Source organism: Fusobacteria bacterium ZRK30, from assembly GCA_024628785.1.
Taxonomy (GTDB): Bacteria; Fusobacteriota; Fusobacteriia; order Fusobacteriales; family Fusobacteriaceae; genus Psychrilyobacter.
The window spans coordinates 1,928,986-1,952,804 of sequence record CP102405.1 but is presented as its reverse complement, the minus strand read 5'-3'; the positions used below and the strand labels follow the sequence as shown (position 1 = coordinate 1,952,804).

Below are 23,819 nucleotides of genomic sequence, written 5' to 3'. Positions count from 1 at the left end.
CAAAGGTAGAGTTATTACAAAAATAAAGGGATTTTACTATGTTCAAGTGGAAGAAAAAACTTATGAATGTAGATTAAGAGGTATATTAAAGAAAAAAAATAATAAAGATAACTGTGTTACAGGGGACCTGGTAGAATTTGGTGAAGATGGATTTATCACAAAGGTATATCCCAGACAAAATATTATCCATAGACCTCTGGTTTCAAATATAGATTATTTGGTTATTCAGTTTTCAGCATTGGATCCCAAATTTGATATTGGAAGATTTAATATATTGTTACTCAATGCTTTCTATTATAAGATTAAACCAGTAGCTGTTATCAACAAGATTGAATTATTAGATGATGAAGGACTAAAAGAATTAAAAAAAGAGTTAGAATTTTTAAAACAATTAGATATAGAGGTGTTTTATATCTCAACCTATGAAAATACAGGGATAGAGGATGTGAAAGATTATATAAAAGATAAGATAACTGCATTTGGAGGACCATCTGGAGCAGGAAAATCGTCGTTACTAAACATGCTTCAGGAGGAAAGAGTCCTAGAAACAGGAGAGACTAGTAAGAAAAACTCAAGGGGAAAACATACTACCAAGGGAACCACGTTGTTACCAATGAAAGATGGCGGGTGGGTAATTGATACACCTGGTTTTTCTTCAATAGAGCTGCCACCAATAGAAACAGCTGATGAATTAGCTAGTTTATTTGCAGAATTTAATGAATACAGAACCTGTAAATACAGTAACTGTATTCATATAAATGAGCCCAAATGTGGTATAAAAGATGGACTTGACCAGGGGCTAAGTCAAAGTAGATATGACTTCTACCTATGGTGCTATAAATTTTATAGTGAAGAAAGATGGAATAAATATTAGTAAAGTATGATATAATTATTTTATAATCAAATTAATTTTAAGGAGTGAACCATAAAAATGAATACAATTAAAATTGCACCTTCAATCCTATCAGCTGATTTTAGTAAATTAGGAGACGAAATAATAGAGATAACAAAAGCCGGAGCGGATATGATCCATATTGATGTTATGGATGGAAATTTTGTTCCAAATATCTCATTTGGAGTTCCAATTATAAAATCAATCAGGAATAAAACAGATTTAATTTTTGATGTACATTTGATGATAGACGCACCTGAAAGATACATTGAGGACTTTGCTAAGGCAGGAGCAGACATGATAGTGGTTCATGCTGAATCAACAACTCATCTTCATAGAGTTGTTCAACAAATAAAAAATCTTGGTTTAAAAGCCGGAGTTTCACTGAATCCAGCTACACCTGTAGAAAATTTAAAATATGTAATAGATGAATTGGATATGGTATTACTTATGTCTGTTAATCCTGGTTTTGGAGGACAGAAATTCATACCTACTACTATAGAAAAGATAAAGGATGTAAGAGGGATCTCTTCTACAGTAGATATCCAAATAGATGGTGGTATTACAGATGCTACAATTAAACCTTGTATAGAGGCTGGAGCGAATATATTTGTAGCCGGATCTTTCGTATTTGGTGGAGATTACAAGGAACAAATAGAAAAATTAAGAGGTTAAGGAGGGCATATGTCTTTAGAAAGAGTTAATACGGTAATAGAGGATTTCACTAAGCTTTTTTATGAAACGGAATCACTGGCACTTAAGCAAGGAATCAAATGTTTGACTACCACAGAGCTTCATGTTATAGAAGCTATTGGAAATCAATCATTGTCTATGAATAATTTATCTGATAAATTAGGTATTACTATGGGGACTGCTACAGTTGCCATAAATAAATTATCCAATAAAGGATTTATAACTAGAAAGAGATCGGACAATGACAGGAGAAAAGTTTTTGTTTCCCTATCTAAAAAAGGTGAGGATGCACTTACTTATCACAATAACTTTCATAAAATGATAATTTCAAGTATTACAAAGAATATAGAAACAGAAAATTTAGAAATATTTACTACAGTATTTACTAAAATATTGGAAAATCTTAAAAACCAGGTAGAATTTTTCAAACCGGATGTTATCACTAATTTCTTAGAGGGAGATTCTGTGAGCGTTTTAGATGTAAAAGGAACTCCTGTAATCAAGAATTTCTTTGCCGGAATGGGTATAAAGTTATACACTGAGTTAAAAATAATGTCTAATTCACACAGGGTAATTGCAATAAAAACTCCCGATGATGAAATAGTAGAGATAAATACTATAGATGCTAAAAACTTAGTAGTAGTAAAGAAAGATATATAAGAAAATAATAGTAGGAGGGAGGGATAAACCTTCCTCCTATTTTGATAAAATTAATTAAAAATTCTTTAGATCTCTCTTTTCTTTCTTTTCTCTCCTAAATTAGGAGAGAAAAAGCCAAATCTTCACTCTAAGTTTCTCCCAAGATAGGAGAAACTATAAAAAGGAAGAGGTCTGAAATCAGAAAGATTTAATCTGCGAAAAAGGAGTAAAAATTATGTTATATATAGACGGGATATCCCTAAGTAAATTAAAAGACGAGTTAGATGAAACATTAAAAGGCAGGAAGGTAACTAAAATATTTCAATATTCACCACTGAGTTTATCTGTATTTTTAGGAAAACTAAATTTGTATGTCTCAGCAACTCCTAATCTGCCCATATGTTATATAGCCACAAAAAAAGAGGTAGCTCCCGATAAACCTATGAGTTTTTCACTATCTCTCAGAAAATATGTGGTAGGTGCAATATTAACAGGAGTAGAGCAGTATAAAAATGACAGGATATTACTCCTTTCCTTTGAAAAGATCAACGAGTTGGGAGTAAAACAAAAAGTTAAAATGATCGTTGAGATTATGGGTAAACACAGTAATATTATCCTGGTAGATGATAACTTTATGATCTTGGACCTGTTGAAGAAGTTTTCTATAGAGGAAAATAAGTTGAGGTTACTCATGGGAGGAGCCAAATATCAATTTCCTATCGTAACTGAAAAAAGATCTCCTGCAGACGTATCCAAAGAGGAATTTGACGGTTATCTCGTTGAAAATACACTGATACAAAATGTAGATGGAATAGGAAAACTTACAGCCAAATATATGACCAATTACAATAAATTTTCTGAGATCATAAATGAAGCGGCATCTCCTACTCTCTATAAACAAGATGGAGCTATCAAATATGGAACTATACTTAACCTTCCTTTAGAGGGATACGAAGAGGTAAAATTTGAATCGATCAACAGTATGATAGATACCTATATATTGGAAACATTAAACTCAGAGCAATTTAACAACCAAAAAAGAACTCTGGCTAAAGTAGTGGAGAAGGAACTGAAAAAAAATAAAAAAACCATTAAAAATATAAAGAGGGATATAGAAAAATATTCTACCTATGAAAAGTATAAAAAGATAGGAGATATCCTGGCGGCTAACCTGTATTCATTGAAGGGGTATGAAAAAAGTGTGACTCTCTATGATTTTTACGAAAATTGTAATATAGAGATAATTTTGAATCCTCAAAAGAATCCCAATGAAAATCTGGATAACTACTATAATCTCTACAACAAACATAAGAGGGGATATCAGCATAGTGGTGAAAGACTGGAGACTATAAAATCTGAGATTGTATATTTAGAGTCTATCTTATCTTTTATAAACCATGCCCAGGACAAGAAGACTTTGGAAGGTATTGAGGAGGAGTTAATAGCCAATAAGTATCTTAAAAAGATAGTAAAGACAAAGAAGAAAAAAAAGGTGGCTAAGATCATGCCTCCTACAACGGAGATAGATGGATTCACAGTATATTATGGAAGAAATAATATAGAGAATGAATATGTTACATTTAAAATTGGAGACAGACATGACCTCTGGTTCCATGCAAAAGACGTTCCTGGAAGTCATCTGATAGTCAAGACAAACGGTGATGAAATATCTGATGAGACACTATATAAAGTAGGAGAGTTAGCCAGCCAGCATTCTAAGATAGGTATGGGAGAAACCATTCGAATAGATTATTGTCTAAAAAAATATGTGAAAAAAATAAAAGGAGCAAAACCCGGACTGGTAATTTATTCCAATGAGAAGTCGGTATTTGTAAAGAAAAGTTAAAAGTTAAAAAAACTATGATTTTATTTGAAATTTTGTTATTATGTAACAATAATTTAAATTTGATGAGGTGTATAGAATGAAAAAAGAAAAAATTGATATCACCGGAAACATTATTATAGAAGAGTATAATTCAAAGTGGAAAGATGATTTCAAATTAATTTGTGATGTTATTTTTGAGAAGGTGAAAGAGCATATTCTTTCTATTGAACATGTTGGCAGTACTTCGGTAGAAGGATTATGTGCCAAACCTATTATTGATATTGATATCATCGTGAAAGATCAAAAAAATAAAAATATTGTTATTAAATTATTAGAAGAATTAGGTTACAGACATATGGGAGATTTAGGTATTGTTGATAGAGAAGCTTTTTTTAGATATGCTTGTGATATTCCGTTTAATGATAAAGAGATTAAAATCTTTCCCGTTCACAATCTATACCTTTGTATAGAGGGGATCCCTAGTTTAGAGAATCATTTAAATTTTAGAGATTATTTAAAAACTAATAAAAAAGCACTAGAAGAATATTCAAAATTAAAAAAAGAGTTAGCTAAAACTCATCTAGATGATATTGATGGTTATTGTGAAGCCAAAAGTGACTTTATCTCTGATTGTTTATCTAAAACATCATTTGATAACTCTCATTTGTTGAGCATTAAAGAGCAAAATAAAAATAAATAAATTTAGTTTTTTAAAAAATATATTGAAAAAGGTCCAGCATTTGCTGGACCTTTTTATTATAACCTACTTAGTTTCTTCAGTTTTTACTTCTACTTTTTTAACCGGCTTAGGTAATAATTCTTTTCTACTTAAGCTGATCTTTCCTTTTTCAGTTGAGATAACTTTAACTTCAAATTCATCTCCAACATGTAATACATCTTCTACATTAGCTACTCTCTCATGTGAGATTTGAGAAACATGTAATAATCCGTCTTTTCCTGGTGCTACTTGCATAAATGCTCCAAATGAAGCTATTTTTACAACTTTAGCAGTGTAGATTTCTCCTACTTCAACGTCTTTTACATATCCATTTACTAATGAAACTGTTTTATCTAATGCATCTTTATCTACAGCAAAGATTAATACCTTTCCAGTGTCATCGATGTCAACTTTAGCTCCAGTCTCTTCTACGATACCTTTAATATTCTTTCCAGCAGGTCCGATTAATGCAGATATTTTATCTGTATCAATTTGCATTTGATATACTCTAGGAGCTGTAGCTGCTAATTCTTCTCTAGGAGCAGGGATAGCTGCGTTCATAACATCTAATATTTGTGTTCTTGCTACTAATGCTTGCTCTAAAGCTATTCTCATAACTTCTTCATCTATTCCAGTGATCTTGATATCCATTTGAAGTGCTGTGATTCCTTTAGAAGTTCCAGCTACTTTAAAGTCCATATCTCCTAAATGATCTTCTAATCCCATGATGTCAGTTAAGACTACATAGTCATCTCCCTCTTTAACAAGTCCCATAGCTATTCCAGCTACATGTTCCTTGATAGGTACTCCGGCAGCCATAAGTGATAATGATCCACCACAGATACTTGCTTGAGAAGATGAACCATTTGATTCAGTGATCTCAGATACTACTCTTACTGTGTATGGGAATACTTCTTCAGTTGGTAAAACATAAGAAAGTGCTCTTTCAGCTAATGCTCCATGTCCTAATTCTCTTCTTCCTGGTCCTCTCATGAATCCAGGTTCTCCTACTGAGTAAGAAGGGAAGTTATAGTGAAGGTAGAATTTCTTGTAGAAACTGTCATCTAATCCGTCGATTAACTGCTCATCTTGTTTAGTTCCTAGTGTAGCGAATACCATTGCTTGAGTTTCTCCTCTAGTGAACATTGCTGACCCATGAGGTTGAGATAAGATATCTATTTCTGCGAAAAGATCTCTTAATTCATCAGTTTTTCTTCCATCTACTCTATGCTTATTATAAACGATAGCTTCTCTTACTAATTGCTTCATAAGGTCATGGTAGTATTTAGCGAAGTCAAATGCTAAAGCCCCGTCTAATTCTTCTTCACCAGATTTTTCTATATAGTCAGCTGTGAATATCTCTAATAATTCAGCCTCTAATCCGTCTACTGCATCTTCTCTAGCATGTTTTCCAACAACTAATACAGCTTCTTTTAATCTTGCAGTTGCCTTTTCATCGATGAATGACTTAACAGTCTCGTCGATTGCAGGTGCAGCAAATTCAATGTTTTCTTTTGCAACTAATGCAGCAAATTCCTCTTGGAATGCACATATTTTTTTGATGTTGTCATGAGCAAATAAGATTGCATCTAACATAACTTTTTCAGATAATTCAGCTGCTCCAGATTCTACCATGTTTACAGCTTCCTTTGTTCCTGCTACTGTTAATTCTAAATCACTTTCAGCTAACTGAGCCGGGCTTGGATTTAAAACAAATTCTCCGTCTATCATTCCAACTGTAACTGCTGCTACAGGTCCTAAGAAAGGAATATCAGAAACCATTAATGCTGCTGATGATCCGATGATTCCAAGGTAATCAGTAGTACAAGTTTCGTCGTATGACATTACTGTGTTTACAATATGTACATCATAGTTGAACCCTTCAGGGAACATTGGTCTGATTGGTCTGTCTATTAATCTAGCTGTTAATGTAGCATTTGTAGAAGGTCTAGCTTCTCTCTTCATAAATCCACCTGGCATCTTTCCAGCTGCATAATATTTTTCTACGAAATCTACTGTTAATGGGAAAAAGTCAGCTCCCTTTCTAGGTGCTTTACTTCTAGTTGCTGTTACTAATAATGCAGTTCCACCACATTCTACTAATACAGCTCCTCCAGCTTGTCTAGCTAATTTTCCAGTAGACATTTTAATTACTTTTCCACCGATTTCTAATTCCATGTTTTTTTCTTTAAACATATATTCCTCCTATTATATTGGATGAGCCTAGGGACCATCCTTACACTTTATTTTCTGAATCTAACTATCTGATACCAATCAGGAAAGTATAAAAATTCAGTTATTTCAATAGGAGACATAAAATAATAAGGGGAAAAAATATAATTATTTTAATTTATATTTTCATCTCTTACTACTTATTTATCTCCTATTGCTAGTAATTATATCACCCTATCCTCTTTAAGTAAAGGCTTAAAAAGAACTTTCAAAGGATACGATATCACTATTAAACTTAAAAACTAACTCTTCCTATAAAACTTATTTTCATTGTAATAAACAAGTTATAATTTTTTAAAGTTCAGATAGAGCCAACAGTGATATTTTGTGTTAAAATATAAAGAATAATGAATTTATAACAGAATTAACTTGGAGGAGAGTATGAAAAAAAAATTAATTATAGGGATATTTTTTATCCTGGGTATCTCTATTTTTGCCAAAGAAACATATGTAAAGGGAAAGATCCTGTCTGTATTAAAAGAAGAGGAGTTAGCAGATGATGAGTATCTGAGTTCTATGACAGATTTTGAAGTGGAAATAATGGAGGGACAGGAGAAAGGAAAGATCTTAACCATTCCCCATCCAACCTATAGGGAAAAACAGCACAATCTATCCTTTAAGCCCAATATGAATGTAGTCATATATAATGATACAGACGGATACTATATCATTGAAAGGGATAGGAGGGGGAGTCTCTATCTTTTAGTCTCTCTTTTCTTAGGGTTGACACTGTTAATTGCAAAAAAACAAGGACTGAAGGCAATCTTGTCTTTAGGAATAACAGGATTTTTAATATTTAAATTTATGATTCCCGGAATCATCTTAGGTTTTTCCCCTATCTTGATCTCAATAGTTATTTTATCCATATCTTCCATCGTTACGATATTTTTTATGACTGGATTTAATTCCAAGGGAATTATAGCTATCTTAGGAACCTTAGGAGGAGTTATCTTTGCAGGAGTACTTTCGATATTTTTTTCCAAGACCATGGGTCTTACAGGGTATACAACTATGGAAAGTATTAACTATGCATCTCTTATAAAAAATATAAATCTGAAGGAATTGATCTCAACAGGGGTAATTATAGGGAGTGCAGGAGCAGTTATGGATGTATCTATGTCTATCTCTTCAGCACTTTCAGAGATAAAGAGCCATAAACCCCATATTACATCTTTGGAATTATACAATTCCGGGATGAGTATAGGAAGGGATATCATAGGTACCATGATAAATACCCTTATCTTAGCCTATATAGGAGGATCACTCTTCACAATAATGATTCTTACTATCCAGCAAAATGATTTTCCCAATATTAGGATATTAAACTTTGAATTTGTAGGAGTTGAATTTCTTCGGGCTTTTTGTGGAAGTATAGGGATATTAATAGCTGTTCCTTTGACATCTTTATTAGCCTCTAAAATTCATATGAAGAATAAAGAAAGCAAGAAAGAAAGCATTTTGGGATAAAAAAAAGAAGTTTATCTATATTATAGATAAACTTCTTTTTTTCTTACGATTAAAATATCGGTGTTATAACTAAAAATGATATATTTCCATTATCCAATATAGATTCTTTTGTATCCTGATTGCCAGCTGAAACTCCTCCTTCTATGGAAAGTCCGGACTCCAACCTTTTTCCAATTCCCAGGTATGCATAAGCTCCGATTTTATCACTGCCTTTGTAGAGGGTTCTTCCATATCTTCCAGCAGCATAAAACCCCGGGATATTTTCAGAATAGAATTTACCACTGAGGTAGACAGGAAAAGATTCCATCTCTTCGTTTTTAAAGTTAAATTCCCCGATTCCTCCGACTCCAAGTTCAACATTGGGGAAGATTTCGTGAACGATTTCTAAATTTAAATTTAAACTTCCAGTTTTATCATCTAGATACTTACCATATCCACCACCAACTCCTAAATTTACTCCAACTGAATAAAGGTTTAATCCTAAGAGAAATAATCCTGCTAACACTAATTTTTTCATAACTGCCTCCTAAAATGGAAATGTAAAATTTATTCCTAAAAGTAAATCGGTTTTTCCTTCGTGTTCAACAGCGTTTACTATTACCCCCGTATGACTTGTTCTTTCATAGTCGTCATAGATATAACTGGAAAGGTGTCCCATGGGATCTATAAACATCATAGTAGCACTGCCCCAGAATTTAGAATCAAAGAGCATCCCGTCATTATCTAATATGTGGTTTTGAAGGGTATAGAATCCCTCTCCTAGCATAGAGCCGAAAACAGGAGTTATAACAAGATCCTGCATGGAAGGTGGCTCAGCAAATGCTTCTACTCCGTACTCCCAAAAAAATGTAGAGATAACAAGTGTATACCAAAAAGATTCCAAAGGGGAATAATTGGCATTTCGAGCAAGGATATAATAAGCACCACCTGCATACACATGACCTACATAGTTATACATTGGGCTGTCCTGGTCCCATACTGGCCCACTTTTTACGTTGTTTTCCCATTTTTGAAATATACTGGTTTCATCGTCCTTATCCCATCCTGTGGATGAGCCCGGAAGTAGGTATAGGGTAGTGGCTGTTACACCTGCTAAGATGAATAGTGAACCTGTATCCTTTTTTAATTTATCAAAATTTTTTTCAAAGACAACATTTTCTACCTCCAAGTTGTAACTTATTTTCCCTTCCTCTCCAAGGATCATATTTCCTATGAGAATAAAAAAAATAATGAAAAGAGGATATTTTCTAAAATTAACCATTTTAATTCACCTACTTAATTAGATTTAAACTTTAATATTAATATCTATTATAGTTATTAGGGAAAAAAAAGAAAAACCCTTTTAAAAATTTTAAAAGAGTTTTTTAATTTTTTTTAATCTTCTAAAAAGGTTAGATGATTTTATTTATAATTAATCCTAATTGCTATATAAAAAAAAATAAGGATTCTATTATAAACTGGATTCACAAAAGAATATGTTTTACTTTTTTTCTAGATGTTATTTAGCTATGCAGTAAATGTTCTACTAAGTCGTCAAAAAGAAATTATAACGAAAAAGTGTAAAAATCTTCTTACTTTTCTTTTCTCTATTTCTTTTGCTGTATTTTTATTTTTTTCTAATGCTATTAGAGGAAAATAAAATACTTGCATATCTGAAATGAACTATTAAAGACTGAAAAGTTCATCATCCTTTATGGAAGTATTTTTAGTATGAAATATTTTTAGGAGTTTTTCAGGAGTAAGACCTTGTTTTTCCTCCCCTTTAAAATCTAGGATGATCTTTCCTTCGTGGAGCATGATCAGTCTGTTTCCATATTTTATGGCATCATTTAAATTATGAGTTATCATAAGGGTGGGAATCTTATGAGATTCCACTATTTTTTTTGTTTTTTCCATGATTAATTCCGATGTCTGAGGATCAAGAGCAGCAGTATGTTCATCTAACAATAATATTTTCGGTTTATTTAAAGTTGCCATAATAAGAGCAAGACATTGTCTCTGCCCGCCGGATAATAACCCAACTTCGGTATCCAATTGTTTCTCCAATCCTAAACCTAATTCAGTAAGAGTCTTTTTATAAGTTTCTTTTCTTTTCTTATTTAAACCCAGTGTAAGATTAAATTTCTTTCCCTTGTTATCTGCCATGGAAAGATTTTCAAAGATGGTCATAGATGGTGCAGTTCCCAAGGTAGGATTTTGGTAGACCTTTGAGATAAAAGTATTTCTTTTGTAGCTGGCCAGATCTGTAAAATCTTTGTCTTCTATATATAACTTTCCATCATCTGGAACAATATTTCCCATAATGATATTTAGAAGAGTGGATTTCCCGGCACCATTACTTCCAATTATGGATACAAAGTCTTCCTGGTTCAATTGGAAATCTAATCCCTTAAAAACTTTTTTTTCATTTCCTAATTCAGAATGAAATGATTTATATAAATTATTAATTTTGAGCATTTTGAAATACACCTCCTAATCTACTTTTTAGTGCTGAATTTAAATCTTTACTTTTAAAAGCCATAATCCCAACAGTAAGGATTGCAGTGATAAGTTTTATATCGCTGGCATTAAATCCTATCTTGAGGGAACCTAGTATTATAAATCTATATAAGATAGAACCGATAATTACGATAGTAGTGACGCTTAATCTTTTTCCTTTTTTTAATACACTTTCACCAATTATGATAGAGGCCAGTCCTGTAACGATAGTTCCTGTACCCATGGCAATATCTGAAAATCCCTGATATTGGGCTAAGATACCCCCAGATAGAGCTACTAGTCCATTGGCTAACATAAGACCGATAATCTTTAGTTTTTTTTCGTCTATTCCCAAAGATACAATCAACGTCTCATTGTCACCTAAAGCACGGAGGGAGAAGCCAAATTTTGTTTTCAGCAGATAGTCCAAAAAGAACTTAGACAGAAGGACAATAAATAATATAATAAAAAGATTGGATCTATTAGAAAAAATATTATCAATTCCAAATAGCGGGATATTGGACTTGCCCATTATCCGGAGATTGACACTGTATAAACCTGTCATAACAATGATCCCGGCCAAAAGGTTTGTAATCTTAAATTTGATATGGATATACCCGGTGATAAACCCTGCAAGGGATCCGCCGATGAATGCTGCTCCTAAAGCTAAGATAGGATTGAACTCCTTCATAATGAGTATAGCTGCGATAGAAGCTCCCATAGGAAAAGATCCATCTACGGTAAGGTCTGGGAAATCTAGTATTTTATAGGATATATACAATCCTAAAGCCATTATTGCAAAAATTAATCCCTGTTCAATAGTTCCTAATAACATAATTTACTCCTTTATAATTTCAATATTTTTTAACTTATCTTTATCCAGTAAAATTCCATATTTTTTCATCTGTCTCTCATTGATAGTTAATTCTGATTTATTTAAATATTCTATGGGCATCTTTTCGATTTTTTCCCCATCGAGGTATCTTATAACCATCTCTCCAGTCTGGTATCCCACCTGGTATTCTGATATACCAGAGGAAGCCAATGCACCTGCTTCAGTGAAATCTCTGGTAGCACCTATAACTGGGGTATTAGCTTTATTAGCTCTATCTATGATAAGGCTGTAAGCAGAGGCTATATTATTATCTTTGGCTGTGTAAATCACATCAACTTCTCCTAAAAAACTATCCATTGCAGAAGCTATCTCTGTAACATTGGTAACTCCCCTGGCAATAACTTTATATCCAGCTTTATTAGCGGCCTTAGTAAATTCTTTTGTAAGGTATGTTGAATTAGCTTCGCTGGTAGTATATATAGTTCCGATTGTCTTGGTCTTAGGAAGTAATTCCTGTATCAGCTTTACCTGTTCCTTTACCGGGGACATGTCACTAACCCCTGTGACGTTTGTTCCTTTTAATCCAGCTACTACAGGGTTGGTAACCGCTGTAAAAAAGAGAGGTTTTTCAGGTATTTTATTTAAGGCAGCCTGGGCACTGGGAGTGGTAATGGCTACTGCAATATCGGAATCTTCATTAAATTGAGCTGCAATAGTCTGAGCTGTGATAAAGTCTCCCTGGGCATTTTGATAGTTCAATATAACCTCATCTTTATATTTACTGTCTTTAAGAGCATCTTCCACTCCGCTTCTGATTAGATCCAGCGATGGATGCTCCACAATCTGGGTAATACCGATAGTTATTTTTTTTGAAGTATCATTGTTTTCCTTATTTTTTTCCTGACATCCTGCTAAGATCATGATTAAAATGATTCCTAAAATTAATTTTTTCATTTCCTTACTCCCTTTTAATTTATTTTTGTATAAAAAAGCAACGTGACGTTGCATCCAGATAAACACGATTTAAATTTTATAAGTTTCTGTATAATAAAAAAGAGGTCAACCCATAGGATCAACCTCTTCTGTATAATTAATTTTTTCTTGTACCTTGGAAAAAACAAGAATATTTCTTGGATTTTATAAGGTGCCTTTGAAATTATATATAACTACAGCAACTATTGGTCAAAAACAGATCTACTTAATAATTCAGTATTAAATTTATTAGATTCGTTTTTGCACCACCAAGTAAGTCTCTTAGACATAATAGTCACCTCCATTTAATTTTTTTATTTGAATAATCATATAATGAACTGGATGTAATTGTCAACATAAAGATTTTATTTTTTTAAAAAATGTTAGAAAAAAATAGATAAAAGTGTATAATTATATTGAATATAATTATAAAATTTAGAGGGTGGTAGAGATGGAAATAATAACTTGTCATATATATGCAGACTTAGATGCACTTTCTTCTATGGTTTTAATAAAAAAGTTATATCCCAATGGGATATTAGTTTTCCCGGGACATATCGGGAAAAGTGTAAAAGCTTTTGTAAACCTATATCAAAATTTTTTACAGGTGAAAAAAATAAAAGATATCCAGATGGACAAGGTGAGTAAACTTATAGTTGTGGATACTTCAAAAAAAAATAGGATAGGATTATTCGAGCAATTATTGGAGAAGGAAGATGTAGAGGTTGTAATCTATGATCACCACAAGATTAGTGAAAATGATATAAAGAATAGGAGGATTATTAGGAAAAATTACGGTTCTAATACCACCAATATATTAGAAGTTCTCCTGGATGCTGATCCGGATATTGAATTTGATGAGATAGAAGCTACTTTGGGTCTTATGGGGATCTATGAAGATACAGGAAACTTCAGTTTTGACAGCACTACCCCAAAGGATTTGGAGATGGCATCTTATTTATTGCAAAATAATGGGGATCTGTCCAAGGTCAACGAGTATGTCCAAAAAGGGTTGGAAAAGGAGCAGTTGGAAATATTTATAGAACTTATCGAGAACTCCGAATTTATAGATATCGATGGAGAGGTAGCACAACTAACCTACTATAAAAGCAATGATTTTATTTTTGGTATGGATGAGCTGATAAATAAGATACAGTATCTGGAAAAATCCAGTCTATGTGTTATTTTATGTGGAAACGATAAGAGGATAAGTATAGTAGGAAGGTCTTCAAATAAAATAAATGTAGCTGAAATTTTAAAAGACTACAAGGTAGGAGGGCATGAATATGCTGTCTCAGGTGTAATCAGAGATCAAAATATGGAAAAATTATACGAGGATATAAAAAGAAGGATAAAAAGTGTGATTAAACCCAGTAAAAAATCGATAGACATAATGAATACTCCTGTTAAAACTATCTTAAGAGATACAAAAATTAAACTTGCTTATAAAATAATGTATCGGATGGGTTATGGGGGGTTACCCATTGTGGAAGACGGAAAAATTGTAGGAATAATTACAAGGAACAGTGTAGACAAAGCTTTAAATCATGGGTTCTCAAATGCACCTGTAAGTGCCTATATGACATCGGAAGTAGTCACAGCAGATATAGATCTAAGTGTTGAAGAATTAAAAGCTCTTGTTGTGGAAAAGGGGATCGGGAGAGTTCCAATAGTTGATGGAGAGGGAAGGATACTTGGAATAGTAACCAGAACCGATATATTGAAATCTATCTACAGTAAAAATCCAGTAAGGAGAGCTAAAAAATTAAAATTTGAATCGGAGATAAGAAATGATATAGAAGAGGTAGTCCCGGAAGAACTCTTGAAATTGTTAAAAGTTATAGAAGCGGTATCAAAAAAAAGAGATGAAAAAGTATTCTTAGTAGGAGGGATTGTGAGAGACCTTATCCTGGGAATAAACAACAAAGATATTGATATAGTAGTGGAGGGAGATGGAATAAAGTTTGCTCTGGAACTAAAGGAGATGCTGGGGGCAAAAAAAGTAAGGATACATGAAAAATTCAAAACAGCAGTGGTAGTGGTCCATGATGATTTAAAACTGGATATAGCCAGTTCAAGGCTGGAATACTATGAATATCCAACTTCCCTTCCGGTGGTGGAATATGGAAATATCAGAGATGATATGTATAGGAGAGATTTTAGTATAAATGCCATGGCTTTGGAGATCGACAGTTATAATTTTGGCAAACTCATTGATTTTTATAGTGGATATGATGACCTTGCTAATAAAAAAATAAGAATTTTGCATAATTTGAGTTTTATAGAAGATCCTACAAGGATAATCAGGGCCTTTAGGTTTGCAGCCAGATATGGATTTGAACTGGAAAAAGATACGGAAATATTTTTAAAAAATGCAATAGATGACGGGTTTTTGAAGAAAATATCCTGGCCCCGGGTTAAACAGGAGTTAGAGATATTGTTTTCCGATAAAAACTTAACCAGGGGGATGGGATTTTTAAATAAATATAATGTATTCAAAGAAATTAACTCTAATATTGAATATGACTTGGAGATGAAGAAAAATATAGAAAAAATAGAAAGCCTTGAGGAGCTTCTAAATTTTGTTAATATTAAAAAATGGTTATTGGTGTTTTTGATCATACTAGAAAATTTAGAGAAAAAAGAACTGGATCTGGTATTTAAAAAATTTAATTTTTCAAATAAATTTATAGAAAAGTATGATTATGGTATATTAATAAGGGAGAAAATACTGGATAAGTTAGATTCAGCAAATAAAAACTCAGATATATATAATGCATTAAAGAATATATCTATGGAAATAATAACTCTGATTTATATTCAAAACAGAAAGGAAAAAATAAAAATAAAAATTGAAAACTATATCTATAATCTGTCTAAAATAAAACCTCTTATCAGAGGGGAAGATCTTCTTAAAAACGGAGATGTGCCAGGTGTAGAGTTCAAGGAAAAACTAAATACCTATTTTATGAAACAGCTGGATATGGAAGAACCGACCAAGGAAAAAATATTAAAAATGTAGGAGGTAAGATGAAAATAAAATTTTTATACATATTAGTGATATACAATGTTTTTGTTATTACTCTCAAATCAGAACCACCAGTTGCTAAAGACCACCCCATGGAGATTTCATCTATAGATTCAAAGATTGAGTTAAAAAGAACCCAGATAATGGAGTTGGAAAGGTTAAAAAAGTCAATTTTAAAGAAGAAAAAGTCCGGGGAAAAAATTAAAGTAGGGCTGGCTTTAAGTGGAGGAGGATCTAAAGGGTTTGCTCATATAGGAGTACTCCGGGTTTTGGAGGAGAATAATATCCCTATAGACTATATCAGTGGAACCAGTATGGGAGGGATTGTAGCCAGTTTATATGCTGTAGGCTATAACCCCGATGAGATAGAAGTTATTGTAAAAACTATGGATTGGAGATATAGGTTATCTAATGACCCTATGAGGATGGATATTCCACTGGAAGAAAAATTTAGATCTGAAAAATATTTTGCTTCAGTAACCTATGATGATAAATTGAATTTCAGCCTTCCAAAGGGAGTTCTAACGGGAGAAAAATCATATTTAAAATTAAAGGAGTTATTTTGGGATGTAAAAGATGTGAAATCCTTTGATGAATTTAAACCTGCTTTGAGAATAGTTGCTACAGATTTTAATACGGGAAAAGCTAAAAGTTTTGATCATGGAGACCTGGCTCTGATTGTCAGTGCCAGTATGGCAATCCCCACTATATATGACCCTGTAAAAATAGAAGATAAGGTATATATAGACGGTATGGTTTCCAGGAACCTACCTGTAGAAGATCTCTTTTCAGCAGGGGCTGATATTGTTATTGCCAGTGATGTAGGTGCTCCCCAGATAGACCAGTTGACCTATAATTTACTGACTGTAGTAAGTAAAATTTCTACATACAGAGGGACAGAATCTACAGAAAAACAAAGGGAATTAGCAACTATAATCATAGATCCCGATGTGAAATTAGAAGATGCCACAAACTTTGATAATTTTGACGACCTGATCTCTAAAGGGGAGTCGGCAGCTGAGAAAAAGTTAAAACAATTAGAAAAATATAAAAATTCAGACAGAGAGAAAGAAAATAGGAGAAGAGGAGCCCTGGAGGAAGTTTACATAGATAAGATCGAGATTGAGAACTCTAAATTTTTAGGAGAAGAGATGAAAAAGGAAATAGTAGAAGATCATCTGGATAAAGAGATCCCGGGAAAGGTAAGTTATAAGGAATTGGAGAGCTTGATGATGAAACTTTATGCAATGCCATATATAGAAAAATCTTACTATACAATTGACGGGTCTACCTTAAAGATAAGTGTAGATGAAAATGAACTGAACTTTATAAGGGTCGGGGCAAATTATAATTCTGATACAGGGGCAAAGTTAGCTGTAGGAACAGATCTTACAAAAATAGGAAAGATAGGAAGGGTAACATCTTTAGAGTTTGAGGCAGGGGACTATAAAAGTGTTGAATTTGATAATTTTTGGTATTATGGGGAAAAAAATAAAGTAGGAATAAATTTAAAGTTGGGATACGAGGAGAATCCTCTATATATCTATGATGAGAGAAGTTTAAAGGCTGAATCTACAGAGGCTCATAAATTTATTGATCTCAGCTTAACAACTAAATTATTCAGGCAATTTGATTTTTCTGCAGGATTAAAATATATAGATGCTGAAAATGAATTTGATGTAGGCTCCGATGAATATAAAGATATTTTAAGTCAAAAATATGGATATCAAGAAGCGTATTTGAAGCTGGTATTGGACAGGAAAAATAGTTCAATCTATCCTACCAAGGGGACTTATTTACAGGCCAGGCATGAGGTAGGTGGAGTAGGTACCGATGATGTAGAATATTATAGTGAATTGGGGATAATACAGGGTCATATGTCAGTAACTCCAAAACTCTCATTAAATGCATCTTTAAGCGGGGGAGTAGTCAGTGGTGAGCATATTCCCTTGGGAAATCATTTTAAAATCGGAGGAATAAACAATGATTTAGATAACAACTACATCTCATTTTATGGTTACAATATGATGAGAAAGTTAGCTTCTGAATTTATGGTAGGACAGATAGGAGCCCAGTATATGATCTACCCAAATATATATATTATAGCTAAAGCTAATGTATTAACTTATACAGGTATAAAGGACAATAATTCTATAAAAGATAACGGTAACTTGATATTTGAAGATTTCGAACAGGGATATGGTATAACTTTAGGGTATAAATCTATTTTCGGGCCGCTGGAACTTTCATTGACAAATGATGCAGATTCTCCTAAAAGTTCCATAATATCTGTTAATATGGGATATGTATTTTAAAATAAATTATCGAACCTTTTACTTTCTTTCCAGGTTTTTAAGGGTAAAGACAGATTCAGACAGATCGGGGTTTAACTTTATATCAGTTAAAATTAACTCGGTATAAGAATTTTTCTTTAATTTATCGTCTATACGAAATATTGTTATATAGTATCTGTCTTCAATTTTTTTGATTTCATCAACTATATATTCTTTTAACAATTTACCGGAATTAGCATACATCTCACCCTTATCTATGGTAAGGGTGTTTTTATTTATCCAGAGGATCTGCCTGTAATATTTAGCTTCCTCTCCTTCTTTTCTGATTAAGTCCACGACATATTGGTCAGGAGTTTCGTCAATGATTTTGGAGTCATAGAGGGTGCTGTATTTATTTCTATCGGTCTGGTCATCGTAGGAGATATCACTTCCCATCATACTTTCCTTCAGCATATGTTTTGAAATTTTTATTGTTCTGGATGTGCTGGGCATATAGATCCATAGGTTTTTTCCATTTCTCAAATACTTAGTCCCTCTGTCTCTGGCAGGATATTTAAATACAATAAAAGATCTTTCGTTTCCCACAGCATCCATAATAAATTTTTTTGTATATTTTTTATCTTCCCTGTGGATGATCATCTCCCCGCTATAACTGACGCTTTTAGGGGTCATATTATAGTCTAACCGGGTTAAAATTTCCTTGGAACTCATACTAAAGATTAAATTTGATAAAAGAAAAAAAATAAATAATATTTTCATAGCTCTCTTCCTCCTAAGATTACTCATTTCTCATATTCTCCACGGCTTCTTTTTTTACCTCTGAAAAGACAGCTAAAAAAGTAGCTAAGATAGAGGTGGCAAGGGCAACAGTGAGACTTAAAATTACGACAAAAATAGTTAAATGAGGGTATATAACTCCCTTTATATTTAATTCACTTGTAAAGGATTCGATCATGTCGCCAAAATTTACTCCTACCCTGCCTAAGTAGAGAGCTATTCCCCCTCCTAATATAAGTCCTGCAATCCCTCCTATGGATCCCATGAGTCCTCCTTCCAGAATAAATATTTTTTTGATCTCCCTTTCCTTCATCCCCAGAGCTTTTAAAAGTCCGATTTCATGGCGTCTCTCAAAGACAGTCATAAGCATGGTATTGGAGATACTGAGACCAGCCAGAGTGGCAAAGATAAAGATAAATATTCCCTGGATAAAGGGTAAAACCTGAGTGAAACTTTCATTCATTCCTATTTCATCCCATCTCTTTACAAGGACAGTTTTATCTGTATTTTCAGTTAAAAATTTTTTTATGAGGTCCTCGTTGTTGTTGGAGTATATAAGATATTCGGTTATTTTATCTTCCATATCTAAAAGGTATTGGCTGCTTGCAAGGGTGATATAGAAACTTTTATTTAATCTGGTATTATCCATCTTATAGAACCCGACTATATCATAGTTAAGAGAATAGAGGGATTTATCCTGGGTCTGGGTAAGAAGGGTAACATTATCCCCTAATTTTAAATTGAGTCTTCTTTTGAGAGTTTCACCGATAATAATTTCATTGTTATTTTTTAAAAATCTTCCGGAATAGATAAACTTATCAAACCCGATAATTTTTTCATCTTTATTTTCTATCCCCGTTCCCAAAGCTTTTTCATGTTTTTCATTAAAATAGATCAGACCGCCGAATTTTATCCGGCCTACACCGATGTTTTTTACAGGGATTTTTTCAGCCACTTTTTTTATTTTGGAGTATGAAAAGTTAGATGAAACATCTAAGCTCCTGGACCGGAGTTCATAATCTGGTGCCGTTATCCTCACATCACCTGTCATTCTTTTACCGCTTTCTAAAAACAGATTTTTTTCCCCCTCTATCCAGCTGAGCCCAAATGTCATTCCAGCAGTGGCTATCAAAATAATCAGGATAGTTAAAAAAGATCTTTTTTTATTTCGTTTTAAATTTTTAAAAACTATACTAAGTAACATAGTCATCTACTCCCTTATAACGTCGATAGGATTTAGCTGAGTTGCCTTATAAGCCGGGTAAAAACTTGCTATGGCAGCTATAACTACCCCGAATATCAAAAATAATAAATTTAATTTAGGATCAAAATATCCATAGATCCTGTCGGAAAGGGGGATGGTGGTGGACAGTTCCCGAGCAAGGGAGGGAATCGGAATCCCTACTACCTCATAGTAATAAACCAGAGTTCCTCCTAAAATAAACCCGATACCGCTGCCTATCCCTCCCAGGATACTCCCTTCCAAGAGAAATAACTTCATAATCTCTTTGGGCTTTAGACCATTGGCCATTAATATCCCTATTTCTTTTTGTCTTTCCAGCATTGCCATGAGCATGGTATTGACTATCCCCACTCCAGACATGAATAAAATAATACAGCTCAGGATTATAACCACCTTTACTTTAAGTTTAGTTATGACTATGAGATCAAAGAGTTCATCTAAGTAGGAGATTGTTTCTACTCCTAACCTTTTTAAACTCTTTAAATCAGCAGGAGAGATCTCCCCCCTTAAAGAGATGTCGTTGACATCATCGGTTTCGGCAAACTCCTGAGCTGATTTTAAATCTATCAATACAGTATTGAGATCAAATTCCAGTCCCCCTGTTTTTATTATTCCTGTGATGACCAGGTCTATGGCGTTTAAACTCTCTTTAGCTGTAGTTCCCCTTAAAATAAATGGATCTCCCACATGCAGATCTAAGTCTTTGGCCAGAGTAGAGGAGATAACTACCCCCAGATTACCGTGGGTGAGGTAGGAACTTCTTTTAAAAAAATTCTCTTCAACTTCCCTGTCCCCGCCAATGACCCTGACAGGATAATCATATCTTCCATCGGTTATAACTCCTGAAAAAACCAGTCGGCTGCTATGATCGTATTTCTTTAAAATAGGGAGAACTTCTTTTGAAATAAGAAAATCTAAACGATCATCAATATTTTCATATTTTTCTTTAAAATAACCCCTTCCGTAGAGTTTATAGTCTCCAGTTTCTGTTTCCCTCATTATTTTAATGATTCTTCTCTCCATCCCTATATTTAATCCTATGCCTACAATTATAAAGAAAATTCCAAAAGCTAAACTGGCCAATGTTAAAACTGATCTGATGCGGTGCCTGAATATATTCCTAAAAGCCATCTTTACTATCATATTCCTCACCTTCTATCTTCCCGTCCCTTATCTTTATAATCCTTCTGGCCTTCTCAATGATCATGATGTCATGGGAGGAAAAGATAAATGTGGTCTTTTTTTCTAAATTTATTTTTACCATTAGATCTAAGACCTCCTTTCCGGTCTGGGTATCTAAATTTGCAGTGGGCTCATCTGCCAAAACCAGGATGGGATCTTTGATAAGGGCACGAGCTATGGCAACCCTCTGTTGCTGACCCCCGGAGAGTTCCGAAGGCCTTCGGTCTTTCAGCTGGAAAATCCCTAATTCATGGAGAAGCTTATCAATCTTCTCTTTTTTTTCTGTAGGGCTGTGTTTTTCACAGAGATCCAGAGCAAATTCAATATTTTCATAGACTGTCAGTACAGGAATGAGGTTATAACTCTGGAAGATAAATCCTATTTTATCCCTCCTAAAATCCGCCCTTTCATCTTTATTCAAAAGGCTGATATCCTGGTTATGGATAATAATTTTGCCCTCAGTGACAGAGTCCATGGCACCTATAATATTTAAAATAGTCGTTTTCCCCGAACCGGAGGGACCTGCTATTACGGCAAAATCACCAGAATCTATCTTAAAGTTGATATTATCTATGGCTCTGACCTCTACCTTTCCATGTTTATATATCTTTGTTATTTCTTTTCCTTCTACAATTGTCATAGATCCTCCTAAAAAAACATCTTAGTTCTAAAAACGATCTCGTTGGTTAATTCTTTATTATCTTTAGTTAAGTATCCATATTTTTTAAAGTTATGGTAATAGTTATAGGCAAATTCAAAATTCACATAATCATTATATATATAATTTAAAGTTGTGTTTAAATATCCTCCATCATCTATAAGGAGACACCCTTGATAAAATTCAAAGGATTCATTTATCCTTAAATTATAGGTGAGATAGGTTCCGCCCCCCTCCTTGTTATAAAATCCTTCCAGGGCAGTATAGACATTTTTCTGATAGATATTGAAGTTGTAGTCGATTCCTGCAACCAGGGTATAGAGATCATCGGTTTCATATTTATCATAGGATATCTGCCCCCAGACACCGGCAATGAGGTCTCCCTTAGTCTCTAAAACAACTCTTTCATTTTTCTCGATTTTTCCGGTTATTGGGGATAACTGTGCAATATGAAAATAGTTCATCATAACTTCAAAATCATCTATCAGGAAGGTGTATCTCCCAGCAAAATTTTCATCCTTTTCATCGGTCTTAAATCCAATGAGTTCAAGTCTGGACATATCCGAAAGACTGTATTTAAACCTTATAGAATCAACTCCTCTTTTATCAGATTTAGGATCTTCTATGTCGATTTCATTGAATACATCTGAAAGATTGAAGATATAGCCATGACCCCAGCTTATTGTCTGTCGGCCTGCTGAAAGGGTAAGGTCATCTATATAATATTCTAAATACCCTCTGTATAGATCTATATCAGGATCTGCCCTCTCCTCCCCAATGAGGGAGAGTTCCGTATAAAAATTTTCATCGCCATGGCGGAGTCCGGCTATTCCTTTATAGTACCAATAATTTTCCTCATAATTTTGCAGGCTGTAATCTCCCCTTAACTCTAAAAAATAATCTATGGAAAAGCACAGCTGGGTGATGAAAAAAAATAAAATAAAAATCTTCATAAAATGCCCTCCAAAAGTTAAAGATAGGTTGAGAAACTTGCTATATAAGTGTTATACAGATTGAAATAGTGGAATCCTCTTAAAAAAATATAAATAAAGGACTAGGAAATTTTTATATTTACAGGTATAAATATAAAAAAACCCAAGGGAGGGAAATATGAAAAAGATGAATATCGGAAAAATTTCATTACTGATAACGGCAATTTTGTTGGTTGGATGCAGTAATTTGAATAAACCTACGGACAGCCATATGGATGGGCAGACTCATATGGAGACTGAAAGTCATATGAAGGTGGACACCCATATGCATGGAGAGGTAGCTTCTGTAGATGTATTCACACCTGTGGAAGAATTTTTAAATTTAGAATTAGATAATTATAAGGACTATGAAGTTTATGGGCACAGGGTCATGATGTCAGATAATTCTAAATACATCACTAAAAATGCGGGAAATATTTTTATGAATTATATGATACCCCACCATGAGGGAGCAATAATAACAGCTCAGGGAATAATTCCTATTACTAAAGATGAAGAATTAAAGACCCTGTGTGAAGGGATAGTTACTTCACAGGTAAGGGAAGTAAAGGAGATGCAGGAGTTATTGTCTTCTAAAAGGCTGATTGACAATGAAGTCAAAGATTTCGAAAAACTAATGGTGAAGTTAATGGATGAAATGATGGCAGGGATGGTTATACCTGAAAGTAATTTAAATAATGAGGAAGCAGAATCACTGTTTTTATCCAATATGATAGTGCATCATAGAGGTGCAGTAAAGATGGCGGAAGCATATTTGAGGGTTGGAAAAAATACCAGCTTATTGGAGATGAATAAACATATAGTAATCACTCAGAATAAGGAAATTGAGATTATGGAAAGGCTGTTAAAAAACAGACAGATGTAAAAGATTTAATCTGTAAAAAAAAGCCGTCA

20 protein-coding genes are annotated in these 23,819 nt (G+C 33.4%); 9 read left to right on the top strand and 11 right to left on the bottom strand.

What is annotated here, in order from left to right:
• Positions 1-13 precede the first annotated feature (13 nt).
• From rsgA to NRK67_14545, 5 genes are all read left to right on the top strand, one after another.
• Positions 14-874 carry a ribosome small subunit-dependent GTPase A gene (rsgA, locus tag NRK67_14565; protein ID UUV19949.1) on the top strand — a complete coding sequence of 287 codons (861 nt, stop codon included), beginning with the start codon at positions 14-16 and terminating at the stop codon, positions 872-874.
• 57 nt (positions 875-931) lie between these two features.
• The gene (rpe, locus tag NRK67_14560; GenBank protein UUV18497.1) at positions 932-1,567 is read left to right on the top strand and encodes a ribulose-phosphate 3-epimerase; all 636 of its coding nucleotides are present in this window, start codon (positions 932-934) and stop codon (positions 1,565-1,567) included.
• A 9-nt stretch (positions 1,568-1,576) separates the two neighbouring features.
• The gene (locus tag NRK67_14555; protein ID UUV18496.1) at positions 1,577-2,245 is read left to right on the top strand and encodes a MarR family transcriptional regulator; all 669 of its coding nucleotides are present in this window, start codon (positions 1,577-1,579) and stop codon (positions 2,243-2,245) included.
• A gap of 214 nt (positions 2,246-2,459) precedes the next feature.
• Entirely contained in the window at positions 2,460-4,070 is a 1,611-nt protein-coding gene (locus tag NRK67_14550; GenBank protein ID UUV18495.1) for an NFACT family protein, read from the top strand.
• A 76-nt stretch (positions 4,071-4,146) separates the two neighbouring features.
• On the top strand, positions 4,147-4,749 hold the full coding sequence (locus NRK67_14545) for a GrpB family protein (protein UUV18494.1): 603 nt from the start codon (positions 4,147-4,149) through the stop codon (positions 4,747-4,749).
• A gap of 63 nt (positions 4,750-4,812) precedes the next feature.
• On the opposite strand, the gene pnp is transcribed toward NRK67_14545, so the two are convergent.
• A complete protein-coding gene (gene pnp / locus NRK67_14540) occupies positions 4,813-6,963 on the bottom strand; it encodes a polyribonucleotide nucleotidyltransferase (GenBank protein UUV18493.1) in 2,151 nt (716 codons plus the stop codon).
• 417 nt (positions 6,964-7,380) lie between these two features.
• Here pnp and NRK67_14535 point away from each other — a divergent pair, with 417 nt between their 5' ends.
• Entirely contained in the window at positions 7,381-8,466 is a 1,086-nt protein-coding gene (locus NRK67_14535; GenBank protein ID UUV18492.1) for a YibE/F family protein, read from the top strand.
• A gap of 49 nt (positions 8,467-8,515) precedes the next feature.
• Here the strand turns inward: NRK67_14535 and NRK67_14530 are convergent, their stop codons facing one another.
• The 5 genes from NRK67_14530 to NRK67_14510 form a co-directional block, all read right to left on the bottom strand.
• Positions 8,516-8,983 (bottom strand): hypothetical protein, encoded by a 468-nt coding sequence (locus NRK67_14530; GenBank protein UUV18491.1) that lies wholly within the window; start codon positions 8,981-8,983, stop codon positions 8,516-8,518.
• A gap of 9 nt (positions 8,984-8,992) precedes the next feature.
• Positions 8,993-9,727, bottom strand: a complete 735-nt coding sequence (locus NRK67_14525) for a DUF3943 domain-containing protein (GenBank protein UUV18490.1) — start codon at positions 9,725-9,727, stop codon at positions 8,993-8,995.
• Between the two features lie 404 nt (positions 9,728-10,131).
• Positions 10,132-10,923: an ATP-binding cassette domain-containing protein gene (locus tag NRK67_14520; GenBank protein UUV18489.1), complete on the bottom strand. Its 792-nt coding sequence runs from the start codon at positions 10,921-10,923 to the stop codon at positions 10,132-10,134.
• The gene (locus tag NRK67_14515) at positions 10,910-11,779 is read right to left on the bottom strand and encodes an ABC transporter permease (GenBank protein ID UUV18488.1); all 870 of its coding nucleotides are present in this window, start codon (positions 11,777-11,779) and stop codon (positions 10,910-10,912) included. The genes NRK67_14520 and NRK67_14515 overlap by 14 nt, the downstream gene beginning before the upstream one ends.
• A gap of 3 nt (positions 11,780-11,782) precedes the next feature.
• Positions 11,783-12,733 (bottom strand): ABC transporter substrate-binding protein, encoded by a 951-nt coding sequence (locus NRK67_14510; protein UUV18487.1) that lies wholly within the window; start codon positions 12,731-12,733, stop codon positions 11,783-11,785.
• Between the two features lie 469 nt (positions 12,734-13,202).
• Here NRK67_14510 and NRK67_14505 point away from each other — a divergent pair, with 469 nt between their 5' ends.
• Both NRK67_14505 and NRK67_14500 read left to right on the top strand, forming a co-directional pair.
• Positions 13,203-15,773 carry a CBS domain-containing protein gene (locus NRK67_14505; GenBank protein ID UUV18486.1) on the top strand — a complete coding sequence of 857 codons (2,571 nt, stop codon included), beginning with the start codon at positions 13,203-13,205 and terminating at the stop codon, positions 15,771-15,773.
• Between the two features lie 8 nt (positions 15,774-15,781).
• A complete protein-coding gene (locus NRK67_14500; protein UUV18485.1) occupies positions 15,782-18,094 on the top strand; it encodes a patatin-like phospholipase family protein in 2,313 nt (770 codons plus the stop codon).
• An 18-nt stretch (positions 18,095-18,112) separates the two neighbouring features.
• Here NRK67_14500 and NRK67_14495 read toward each other — a convergent pair whose 3' ends face one another.
• The 5 genes from NRK67_14495 to NRK67_14475 are packed head-to-tail and all read right to left on the bottom strand — an operon-like array spanning position 18,113 to position 22,886.
• Positions 18,113-18,832: an outer membrane lipoprotein-sorting protein gene (locus NRK67_14495; protein UUV18484.1), complete on the bottom strand. Its 720-nt coding sequence runs from the start codon at positions 18,830-18,832 to the stop codon at positions 18,113-18,115.
• A gap of 19 nt (positions 18,833-18,851) precedes the next feature.
• A complete protein-coding gene (locus tag NRK67_14490) occupies positions 18,852-20,054 on the bottom strand; it encodes an ABC transporter permease (GenBank protein UUV18483.1) in 1,203 nt (400 codons plus the stop codon).
• A 6-nt stretch (positions 20,055-20,060) separates the two neighbouring features.
• Positions 20,061-21,236: an FtsX-like permease family protein gene (locus NRK67_14485; protein ID UUV18482.1), complete on the bottom strand. Its 1,176-nt coding sequence runs from the start codon at positions 21,234-21,236 to the stop codon at positions 20,061-20,063.
• On the bottom strand, positions 21,214-21,915 hold the full coding sequence (locus NRK67_14480) for an ABC transporter ATP-binding protein (GenBank protein UUV18481.1): 702 nt from the start codon (positions 21,913-21,915) through the stop codon (positions 21,214-21,216). Before NRK67_14480 ends, NRK67_14485 begins: the two co-directional genes overlap by 23 nt.
• 8 nt (positions 21,916-21,923) lie before the next feature.
• Positions 21,924-22,886: a hypothetical protein gene (locus NRK67_14475; protein UUV18480.1), complete on the bottom strand. Its 963-nt coding sequence runs from the start codon at positions 22,884-22,886 to the stop codon at positions 21,924-21,926.
• A gap of 157 nt (positions 22,887-23,043) precedes the next feature.
• On the opposite strand from NRK67_14475, the gene NRK67_14470 reads away from it, so the two are divergent.
• Positions 23,044-23,790, top strand: a complete 747-nt coding sequence (locus tag NRK67_14470) for a DUF305 domain-containing protein (protein ID UUV18479.1) — start codon at positions 23,044-23,046, stop codon at positions 23,788-23,790.
• The last annotated feature ends 29 nt before the right edge of the window (positions 23,791-23,819 follow it).

Coding starts and splice junctions, on each gene's coding strand:
- NRK67_14480 (UUV18481.1), bottom strand. CDS start 21,915: ATGACAATTGTAGAAGGAAAAGAAATAACAAAGATATATAAACATGGA.
- NRK67_14520 (UUV18489.1), bottom strand. CDS start 10,923: ATGCTCAAAATTAATAATTTATATAAATCATTTCATTCTGAATTAGGA.
- NRK67_14485 (UUV18482.1), bottom strand. CDS start 21,236: ATGATAGTAAAGATGGCTTTTAGGAATATATTCAGGCACCGCATCAGA.
- NRK67_14510 (UUV18487.1), bottom strand. CDS start 12,733: ATGAAAAAATTAATTTTAGGAATCATTTTAATCATGATCTTAGCAGGA.
- NRK67_14545 (UUV18494.1), top strand. CDS start 4,147: ATGAAAAAAGAAAAAATTGATATCACCGGAAACATTATTATAGAAGAG.
- pnp (UUV18493.1), bottom strand. CDS start 6,963: ATGTTTAAAGAAAAAAACATGGAATTAGAAATCGGTGGAAAAGTAATT.
- NRK67_14535 (UUV18492.1), top strand. CDS start 7,381: ATGAAAAAAAAATTAATTATAGGGATATTTTTTATCCTGGGTATCTCT.
- NRK67_14495 (UUV18484.1), bottom strand. CDS start 18,832: ATGAAAATATTATTTATTTTTTTTCTTTTATCAAATTTAATCTTTAGT.
- NRK67_14475 (UUV18480.1), bottom strand. CDS start 22,886: ATGAAGATTTTTATTTTATTTTTTTTCATCACCCAGCTGTGCTTTTCC.
- NRK67_14530 (UUV18491.1), bottom strand. CDS start 8,983: ATGAAAAAATTAGTGTTAGCAGGATTATTTCTCTTAGGATTAAACCTT.
- rpe (UUV18497.1), top strand. CDS start 932: ATGAATACAATTAAAATTGCACCTTCAATCCTATCAGCTGATTTTAGT.
- NRK67_14515 (UUV18488.1), bottom strand. CDS start 11,779: ATGTTATTAGGAACTATTGAACAGGGATTAATTTTTGCAATAATGGCT.
- NRK67_14505 (UUV18486.1), top strand. CDS start 13,203: ATGGAAATAATAACTTGTCATATATATGCAGACTTAGATGCACTTTCT.
- NRK67_14550 (UUV18495.1), top strand. CDS start 2,460: ATGTTATATATAGACGGGATATCCCTAAGTAAATTAAAAGACGAGTTA.
- NRK67_14470 (UUV18479.1), top strand. CDS start 23,044: ATGAAAAAGATGAATATCGGAAAAATTTCATTACTGATAACGGCAATT.
- NRK67_14500 (UUV18485.1), top strand. CDS start 15,782: ATGAAAATAAAATTTTTATACATATTAGTGATATACAATGTTTTTGTT.
- NRK67_14555 (UUV18496.1), top strand. CDS start 1,577: ATGTCTTTAGAAAGAGTTAATACGGTAATAGAGGATTTCACTAAGCTT.
- NRK67_14525 (UUV18490.1), bottom strand. CDS start 9,727: ATGGTTAATTTTAGAAAATATCCTCTTTTCATTATTTTTTTTATTCTC.
- NRK67_14490 (UUV18483.1), bottom strand. CDS start 20,054: ATGTTACTTAGTATAGTTTTTAAAAATTTAAAACGAAATAAAAAAAGA.